8 protein-coding genes and 1 pseudogene are annotated in these 8,879 nt (G+C 60.5%); 3 read left to right on the top strand and 6 right to left on the bottom strand.

Annotation, left to right across the window (positions count from 1 at the left end):
• Positions 1 to 618, bottom strand: a pseudogene (locus Q0M35_RS15295) (4-hydroxyphenylpyruvate dioxygenase); the annotation flags it as partial.
• Between the two features lie 158 nt (positions 619 to 776).
• On the opposite strand from Q0M35_RS15295, the gene Q0M35_RS15290 reads away from it, so the two are divergent.
• Together Q0M35_RS15290 and Q0M35_RS15285 are read left to right on the top strand one after the other, a co-directional pair.
• The gene (locus Q0M35_RS15290; RefSeq protein WP_295316815.1) at positions 777 to 1,232 is read left to right on the top strand and encodes an Lrp/AsnC family transcriptional regulator; all 456 of its coding nucleotides are present in this window, start codon (positions 777 to 779) and stop codon (positions 1,230 to 1,232) included.
• 27 nt (positions 1,233 to 1,259) lie between these two features.
• Complete coding sequence (locus Q0M35_RS15285) at positions 1,260 to 3,140, top strand: monovalent cation:proton antiporter-2 (CPA2) family protein (protein WP_295316813.1); 1,881 nt, start codon at positions 1,260 to 1,262, stop codon at positions 3,138 to 3,140.
• Between the two features lie 20 nt (positions 3,141 to 3,160).
• On the opposite strand, the gene cobT is transcribed toward Q0M35_RS15285, so the two are convergent.
• Positions 3,161 to 4,174 (bottom strand): nicotinate-nucleotide--dimethylbenzimidazole phosphoribosyltransferase, encoded by a 1,014-nt coding sequence (gene cobT, locus Q0M35_RS15280; protein ID WP_295316811.1) that lies wholly within the window; start codon positions 4,172 to 4,174, stop codon positions 3,161 to 3,163.
• Between the two features lie 84 nt (positions 4,175 to 4,258).
• On the opposite strand from cobT, the gene Q0M35_RS15275 reads away from it, so the two are divergent.
• The gene (locus Q0M35_RS15275) at positions 4,259 to 5,020 is read left to right on the top strand and encodes an adenosylcobinamide-GDP ribazoletransferase (protein WP_295316809.1); all 762 of its coding nucleotides are present in this window, start codon (positions 4,259 to 4,261) and stop codon (positions 5,018 to 5,020) included.
• Positions 5,021 to 5,083: 63 nt separating this feature from the next.
• On the opposite strand, the gene Q0M35_RS15270 is transcribed toward Q0M35_RS15275, so the two are convergent.
• The 4 genes from Q0M35_RS15270 to Q0M35_RS15255 all read right to left on the bottom strand — a co-directional run.
• The gene (locus Q0M35_RS15270) at positions 5,084 to 5,596 is read right to left on the bottom strand and encodes a CarD family transcriptional regulator (RefSeq protein WP_169639925.1); all 513 of its coding nucleotides are present in this window, start codon (positions 5,594 to 5,596) and stop codon (positions 5,084 to 5,086) included.
• A 293-nt stretch (positions 5,597 to 5,889) separates the two neighbouring features.
• On the bottom strand, positions 5,890 to 6,228 hold the full coding sequence (fdxA, locus tag Q0M35_RS15265; RefSeq protein WP_169639924.1) for a ferredoxin FdxA: 339 nt from the start codon (positions 6,226 to 6,228) through the stop codon (positions 5,890 to 5,892).
• A gap of 51 nt (positions 6,229 to 6,279) precedes the next feature.
• Entirely contained in the window at positions 6,280 to 6,657 is a 378-nt protein-coding gene (locus Q0M35_RS15260; RefSeq protein WP_295316805.1) for an RNA-binding S4 domain-containing protein, read from the bottom strand.
• Positions 6,658 to 8,879 (bottom strand): disulfide oxidoreductase (locus Q0M35_RS15255; protein WP_295316803.1); only part of this gene is annotated, 2,222 nt, incomplete at its 5' end. It abuts the gene before it with no gap.

Here is an 8,879-nt window from a genome sequence, read left to right as displayed (position 1 = left end):
CAGCAGCCCGGAATATTTGCCTTCAATGTCGAAAAACCGGATCTCGCGGAAATTAAAGAGGTCACCATAAAAGCGGAACCATTTGTCCATATTGCCGCGGTGCACATTGTGCGTGAGATGGTCGATATAATAAAAACCGACACCCGCCGGTTTAGACTGCGCAATCCAGTTGAATTCCCCATTATAGGGGCTGGTGTCGTAATACTGGTCCACAAAATAAATCAGGGACCCGCCGATCCCGACAATCGCCGGCACATCCAGGGCCTTGCCGGGGCCCTCATAGGGCGTTGCCCCCTTTGCAACCGCATGTTCAAAAGCCTTTTGCGCATCAACCACGCGCCAGCCCATCGACGGCGCGCAGGGGCCGTGCTCCGATACGAACCTGGCGGCGAAGCTGTCCGGGTCAGCGTTCAGGATGTAGGTGATATCTCCCTGCTGCCACAACTCCACTGGTTTCTCGCGGTGTGTCGCCACGTGGCTGTAGCCCATGCGTGTAAACAGATCGCGCAGCTCCTGCGGCTCAGGGTGTGCAAATTCAATGAACTCAAACCCGTCGGTGCCGACCGGGTTATCGTCACTGATCATCGACTTGGGTGCGTCGTGCGGGAAAGGGCCCATGGTGCGCTGCTCCTTTAATGATGAGAAAAACGGCAAAATACTCTTGTGCTGAATATACCGGCGGATCCCTGCAATATTCGCGCAAAGTTTCAGGTATCAGTGGATTATCACGCGGGATCCGCGCATAATGGGCGACAATACCGGGATTGCACCGCATCATGATTGACGAAACCGACACGCGCCTTCTTGCGGCCCTTCAGAAAAATGCGCATCTGACCGCGCAACAACTGGGGGATATACTGAACCTGTCCCCCAGCCAGGCCGGCCGTCGCCGCCAGCGGCTGGAGGCCGAAGGCTTTGTCCAGGCCTATATCGCACGTCTTGATCCGGCGCATCTGGGCCTGCACGTGCAGGGCTTTGTGCAGGTTCATCTGGGTACGCATGGGGCGGATCAGTCGCGCAGTTTCGCCCGGCTGGTAAATACCCGCCCCGAAATTACGAGCGCATGGACAATGACCGGGGATGCTGATTATCTTCTGCGTGTCTATTGCGCAGATCTTCCCGCTCTGAATGCTCTGATCCACGATGTTCTGCTTGCCCACCCCGCTGTCGCGCGGGTGCACAGTCAGATTGTCATGGACCAGCTGAAACAGGACGGACCTCTGCCCACCTGAAACCAATGCTCCGGGAGACCACGCCGCATGGAAGGCTTTCTCTACCAGGCCTCGATCTATCTTGCCGCAGCCGTAATCGCAGTGCCCATTGCCGCACGGCTCGGGCTCGGCTCGGTGCTTGGCTATCTGGCGGCGGGGATCATCATCGGTCCGCTAATCGGCCTTGTGGGCTCTGAGACGCAGGACCTGCAGCACGTCGCAGAGTTCGGCGTCGTGATGATGCTCTTTCTGATCGGTCTTGAGCTTGAACCGCGCGCCCTCTGGGACATGCGGCACAGGTTGCTGGGTCTTGGCGGTCTGCAGGTGGGTCTCAGCACGCTGGCGATCATGCTGATTGCCATGGCATATGACCAGCCCTGGGGGGTCGCTCTCGCAATCGGTCTGACGCTCTCGCTCAGTTCGACGGCGATCGTGCTGCAAACCCTGTCCGAAAAGGGGCTTATGCAGACCAACGGCGGACGCTCCATCTTCTCGGTGCTGCTGACCCAGGACATCGCGGTCATCCCGATGCTCGCGTTTTTGCCTCTGCTTGTCGTGACGTTGCCGGTGACGATGGAGCCCGACGGCTCCATTCAGATCGGAAGTGACGACCACGGTCACGGCGATGCGCACCACTCGCTTTCCCTTGTCGAGGGCCTTCCCGCATGGGGTGTGACCCTCGTCACCATTGCGGCAATCGCGGCAGTCATCATTGCCGGCATATTCCTCACGCGACCGCTGTTCCGCTACATCCACGCCGCACGTCTGCGCGAGATGTACACGGCCCTGGCGCTCATGATCGTGGTCGGGATCTCCTTTCTGATGACCCTCGTGGGCCTCTCGCCTGCCCTCGGCGCGTTTCTGGCCGGTGTCGTTCTGGCAAACTCCGAGTTCCGCCACGAGCTTGAGACCGACCTTGAACCCTTCAAAGGTTTGCTGCTCGGCCTCTTTTTCATCACCGTGGGTGCAGGCATAAACTTCACGCTGCTCTTCGCGGATGCTCCTGCGATCGTCGCCATGGCGTTGTTGGTTATTTTCGTGAAAGGGCTGATCCTTTATATTCTCGGGCGGGCTTTCGGGCTGCGCGGACGGGACCAGTGGCTCTTTTCTCTCGGGCTTGCTCAGGCCGGCGAATTCGGCTTTGTGCTAGTCAGCTTTTCCGTATCCAACGGGGTCATTCCGCGGGATGTGGCTGAAACGCTGCTGCTGGTCATCGCGCTCTCAATGCTGATTACGCCTTTGCTGTTTATGCTTCACGATTTCCTGTCGAGCAGGATTTCAGACACCAACGAAGAGCAACAAGAGGACGCCATCGACGAGAAGGGACCTGTAATTATCGCGGGTGTCGGACGCTTTGGTCAGATCGTGAACCGGCTGGTGCAGGGGGCCGGCTTTAATACCGTCGTTCTCGATCATGATATGGAAACGATAGCCGTGATGCGACAGTTCGGGTACAAGGGCTTCCTGGGTGACCCGACCCGCCCGGACATCCTGCGCGCGGCCGGTATCAACGAGGCATGGGTGCTTGTCGTCGCTCTGGACGATCCGGAGGCTGCGATCAAACTGGTCACCTATGCCCGCAAAATCCGCCCCGGCCTGCATATTGTCGCCCGCGCGCACGACCGTACGCATGTTTACCGGCTCTATCAAGCCGGCGCCGACGACATCGTGCGCGAAATGTTTGACAGCTCCCTGCGGGCCGGACGCTATGTACTGGAAAACATGGGACTGAGCGAGTTTGAAGCCAGCGAAGCGGAGAGGATATTCTACCACCACGACCGGGATTCCGTGCGGCAACTGGCTGAACTGTGGAAACCCGGTGTCGCGGCCGCTGACAACCCGGCCTATGTTCAGCGGGCCAAGGAGTTGCAGAAAGAACTCGAAACCGCCTTTCTCAGCCGCGGAGAGAACAAAGAAGACGACGACTGATCCGGGTACCGCAGTTGGAATTATCCGTCTGAGACACCGGCTTCGGCAAAGGTGGCCATGCCGCTCAGGCAGGCCACGGCTGCCTTCAGGACAGGGATTGCCAGCGCGCCACCTGAGGCTTCACCAAGGCGCAGCCCGAGCGTCAAAAGCGGCTCTTTGCCCAGTGCAGCAAGCACTTTGCCATGCGCACCTTCAGCGCTCATATGACCGGCCACGCAGTGATCGAGCGCCCCCGAGCAGGTTTTTTCAAGCGTCAGAGCGGCCGCACTGCAGATAAACCCGTCAAGGATCACCGGGACGCGCAGGCTGCGCGCACGCGCGATTGCACCTGCCATCGCCGCCAGTTCACGCCCCCCCAGCCGGCGCAGCGTTTCAAGACCGTCGCCCTTGCCTGCATGCAGGCTCAGCCCCTCGGCAACAACACGGGTCTTTGCGGCCAGACCGGCATCATCGACACCCGTGCCGCGACCGGTCCACTCACCGGCCTCTCCGCCCAGAAGAGCCGCTGCCAGAGCGGCTGCCGCCGTGGTATTACCGATCCCCATCTCTCCGACAACAAGCACATCCGCACTCTCATCCACAGCGTCCCAGCCGGTACGCAGTGCCTCACAAAGCGCCGCTTCGGACAGTGCAGGACCGGCCGTAAAATCTTCCGTCGGATCCTCAAGAGAGAGCGCATGCACATCAAGCTTTGCACCTGCCGCCGCGGCAAGCTGGTTGATCGCCGCCCCGCCATGCTCAAAATTCGCGACCATCTGCGCGGTCACTTCCGGCGGAAATGCGGAAACCCCGCGCGCCGCAACCCCGTGGTTGCCGGCAAAGACGATCACCTGCGGCACGGTCACAGAAGGCGTTGCCGTCCCGCGCCAGCCGGCATACCAGATCGCCAGATCTTCCAGCCGCCCCAGCGCGCCCGGGGGTTTGGTCAGCTGCCCGTTGCGCTCAGCCGCTGCGTCACGTGCACCGCTGTCGGTCTCCGGCTGCTGTTCCAGCAAAGCACGAAAGCCCGCCATATCATTGAATTCTGCGGTCATTCACGGGCCCCCGGGTTGCATGACTGGTTGCTCCTGTTTACCCATTGCAGACCTCGCAGCAAGCCGGGAAAAGGCCGCCCGCAGATGAAAACCGACAATCTACCCGCTCCGGTCACGCAGATGCTTCTGGCACTGACCCTGCTGACCCGCCTGCCCCTTCCGCAGTTGCCGGCTGCGGCCTTCGGGCAGAGCGCGCGCGCTGTCTGGGCCTATCCGATTGCCGGCATCGTGGTCGGGCTGCCCGCCGGGCTTCTGGGGGCAGGTCTTTATGCGGCAGGGCTGCCTGCGCCCGTGGCGTCCGGAGCCGTGCTGGCAACCCAGATGGTGATGACCTGCGCGCTGCACGAAGACGGACTGGCAGATGTGGCTGATGGTTTCTGGGGCGGACGGGATGCGCAGCACCGGCTCGACATCATGAAAGACAGCCAGATCGGCAGCTACGGCACTCTTGCGCTGATCATCGTGACGGGCATGCGGTGGGCGGCGCTGACGGCACTGATCCCTCTCGGGGCGGCACCGGTCATCGCAGCCGCAGCCCTGTCGCGCGGGCTTATGCCTCTGGTGATGTCAGCCCTGCCCCATGCACGTGCCTCCGGCCTGTCACACAGTGTCGGCCGCCCTGACGGCACTGTGAGTCTCGCGGCGCTGATGGCCGGTCTGATCGTCGCGGTAATTCTGTCAGGCGCGCCGGCGGTGGCCGCCTTTATCCTGGCGCTCGGTGTCACCGGCACCGTATCCGTGATCGCCCGATCCAAAATCGGCGGGCAGACCGGGGATGTGCTCGGAACAGTTCAGCAGCTTGGCGAGCTTACTATCCTGATGACCCTTGCAGCAACACTGACCTGAGCACGAAAAAACGCCCCACCGCAAAGGCAGGGCGTTTCAGTCTGTTCAGATACGGGATGCAGTTCAGGCAGCGACGCGGCTGTCGAGAACATCACCCACCTGCCGCGATGCGGCGAGTTCGTCGCCACCGCTTACCGCAGCGACTTCACGGGTAAGCCGCTCGAGTGCCGCTTCATACAGCTGCCGTTCGGAATAGCTCTGCTCGCGCTGATCATCGGTACGGTGCAGGTCACGCACGACCTCTGCGATGGCAATCAGGTCGCCGGAGTTGATCTTTTGCTCATACTCCTGAGCGCGGCGCGACCACATTGCGCGTTTCACCTTGGCTTTGCCCTTGAGCGTCTTCATCGCATGGGTGATCACATCAGGCGAGCTCAGCGCACGCATCCCGATCTCCGTCGCTTTATGCGTCGGCACCCGCAGCGTCATCTTGTCTTTTTCGAAAGAGATCACGAAAAGTTCCAGCTTGATGCCGGCCACTTCCTGTTCTTCGATCGACAGGATCTGACCCACACCATGGGCGGGGTAGACGACGAATTCGTTGGGCCGGAAATCAAGTTTTTTCGATTTTGTCATTCAGTTTTCCTCAATCCACATCCGTATGCCCTGCTCTTGCGACAGTCAAAAGCACACTCAGCGGGGGCCATCAGCCACGCGCGCAGGTGTGTAATTGCCGGTTTTCAGGTTCCTGCGCGCATAGCCTGCAGGCAGGTAAAAAAGACATCCGTCTGTTGTTACGGAAGTAATATAACACATAAACGCGCGTCAAAAAAGCTGCCCCTGCGTAAGCCACCGGAATTGTCAGTAAAAAAAGGCGTTTATTTGCCGAAACACCCGCAGAAATGTTCACGAATCATGCAAGATGAGCCTCAGCCGCCTTCGCCGGGTGCCTCTGAGAAATATTTCTCCAGCTTTCCGCTTTCCCCGTCCCGCTCATCTGCCTCGGGCAAGGGGTCTTTTTTGGTGATGATAACCGGCCAGAGTTCTGAATACTTACGGTTGAACTCGACCCATTTTTCCATATCCGGTTCGGTGTCCGGACGGATCGCATCCGCCGGGCATTCCGGCTCACAGACGCCGCAGTCGATGCATTCGTCCGGGTGGATAACGAGCATATTTTCGCCTTCGTAAAAACAGTCCACCGGGCAGACCTCGACACAGTCGGTGTATTTGCAGGCGATGCAGCTGTCGTTAACGATATATGTCATAAGACCATCTTTTCAGAACGCGATGCCCGGTAGCTAAATCAGCCGCCCCGATCATTCAAGGGATCGCGCCTTAGAAAGATCGAGCTTGCGGCGATCGCGCTTTGTCGGGCGACCTTTTCCCTCAAATGCCGGATTTTCAGGAGCAGTTTTCCGTGCACGGCGCTCTGGCGGGGAAAGATCGGTATAAAGGGTCTGCGCTTCATGCGCCGGCCCCCGTCTCGTTCCCGGCGCCTCCACACGGACAACCCGGATTGCATCGCCCTGCGCAAAGGTCAGCACATCGCCCGGCGTAACCGTGAAACTGCGCTTTTCAATCCGGGTGCCGTTCACCCGGACGTCGCCTGCGGTGACCCTGTTGGCTGCCAGCGACCGTGTCTTAAAGAACCGGGCGTGCCAGAGCCATTTATCGAGCCGCAGCTTTTCCGCCAATTACTTGTTGTCCTTCAGCCCCATAAGCGCCGCTGCGAAGGGGTTGTCGGGGTCGATCTTTTTCTCGGGCTTTGGCGGACGGGCAGAAAATTTCTGTGCACCGTCGTTTTTGCCACCCGGGCGCGAACCACCACGCTTCCCTTTACCCTGCGGTTTGCCTTTGCCCTGCGGACGGCTCCCGGCCCGGCGCGCGCTCTGCCCTGCTCCGCGGTTCGCGCGACCCCAGGTAAATGTGTAAAATACTTCTGTTTCCTGCGCGCTGACCCCCGCATCGGGTGCGGTACCGGGAGGCGTCTCATGCGAAGGCACCTCATCGACCGCAGGCCCGGCATCCGTTTCAATGGTGTCCGCCGGCGCCTCGTCTGCGACCAGCGCAAGCGGTACCGCGTCGGCAGCGAGCGGCCGCCCGGCATGTTCGGCAGGCTGAGCTTCATCATCGGCCGGGGCATCCGCTCCGGGCCCGGGGTCCGTAACGGCAGGCGGATCACCGGGCTCTGCGCTCTCCACGGTCAGCCGTTCGGCTGGCTCTGCACTGCCCACATCCATAACCGGCATATCCGGTGTGGCAGGTGCGCCATCCGTCGCTTCAGCGACGGCTGCATCCGCGGGCTTCACTTTTTCACGCTCGCCTTTTTCAGCTTTGTAGCCAAGCCCCTGCATCAGATCGGCAAACTGCTCCAGCGTCATACCGGTGATCGACAGCATATCTGCCTTTGCCTCAAAACCGGCGCGTGAATTCTCTGCCCGCAGCATATCCGCCAGCCGTTCCAGCATGTCGATGCGGATCGCGCGCTCTCCGGCAATCCGGTAGCCGGACATTGTATCAGCGCCCGCGGGAGCCGCGGGATCGACCGGGATCGTGACCAGCCCGGGGGGCGGCGCTTCGGGAAATTCGCCGAGGCCCTTGCCCAGTGACCACAGAACCAGCCGCAGCCGCGTCGGCGCGGGCTTCAGCAACAGTGGCAGGAAGATCGTGAACTGACCAAAGCGGATACCATGTTTGCGCAAAGCACCGCGCGCATCCTGATCCAGCGCTTTGACATCCTCGGCAACCTCGGCACGCGGAATGACCCCCAGCGCCTCGACCATGCGGAATGCAAAACCGCGGGCAAGACCGGTCAGCGTCTCGTCCCGGCTGAGGTTCATCAGCGGCTCAAAAAGGCTGGCGATCTTGCGGTCGATGAAATGCTGCAACCGGCGCTGCACCTTCTGCGCGACCTCGGGGCCGGCCACGTCATCCACAAACACCTCAACCTGCGGCTTGAGCAGGTCTGCGCCGGCGACAAGCTTGCCGACGGCATCTTTGCCCCACATCAGGCCACCCTGTTCGGTAAAGTCAATCTCAGTGTCGGGCGCGTTGTAAAACCGGTCCGCGCGCAGATGAAACTGCGGGACCAGCGCCTGAAGCGCCGCGGTCTTGATCGTTTTGGTTTCCGCCGGCGCGCCGCCTTTGTCCTGACTGAACCGGAACCCTTCCAGCCGTCCAACAAATTCGCCTTCTACGGTTACATCACCGGTATTTGATACATCTGCCACCATGGCTTCCTTCTGGCCGAGCCGGCGCAAAAGCACGGATGTGCGCCGGTCTACAAATCTTTGGGTCAGACGCTCGTGCAGCGCATCCGACAATCGGTCTTCTACAGAACGCGCCTCGTCACGCCAATGACTTTCATCATCTGTCCAGCCCTTGCGTTGCGCGACATATGTCCACGTCCTGATAAAAGCCAGTCGTTTGGATAACGCATCAATGTCGCCATCGGTTCGGTCGATCCGTTTGATTTGTCGCGCAAGCCAGTCATCGGGGATCTGTCCGCGCTCGTGCAAATAGTTAAAAATCGCTTCCAGAAGGCTCGCGTGTTCCGCGTGGCTGATCCCGCGGAAATCAGGAATGCGGCAGACGTCCCACAAAAGCCGCACAGATGTCCCGTCGGTGCAGCGCGCCATGATCTCCGGCACCTGCGACAGAGCTCTGAGTGCGCCAAGATCATCCGCCTCGCGGGCACGAACCAGCATCTCGTGCTCCGGGGACACCTCCAGCGACGCAATCAGACGGTCCGTGCTGCCGAACTGCAGCGCTGAATTGCGCCAGACGAGTTTTTTCTGCGGCGTGAAGCGATGATCCATAATCGCCCGGGCAACATCATCCGTAAGAGGAGCAGCCTCGCCTGTCACACCGAAGGTGCCGTTCTTAATGCCCCGGCCCGCGCGCCCAGCGATCTGGG

Source organism: Roseobacter sp. (genome assembly GCF_024639605.1).
Taxonomy (GTDB): Bacteria; Pseudomonadota; Alphaproteobacteria; order Rhodobacterales; family Rhodobacteraceae; genus Roseobacter.
This window is presented reverse-complemented; position numbering and strand designations above follow the sequence as displayed.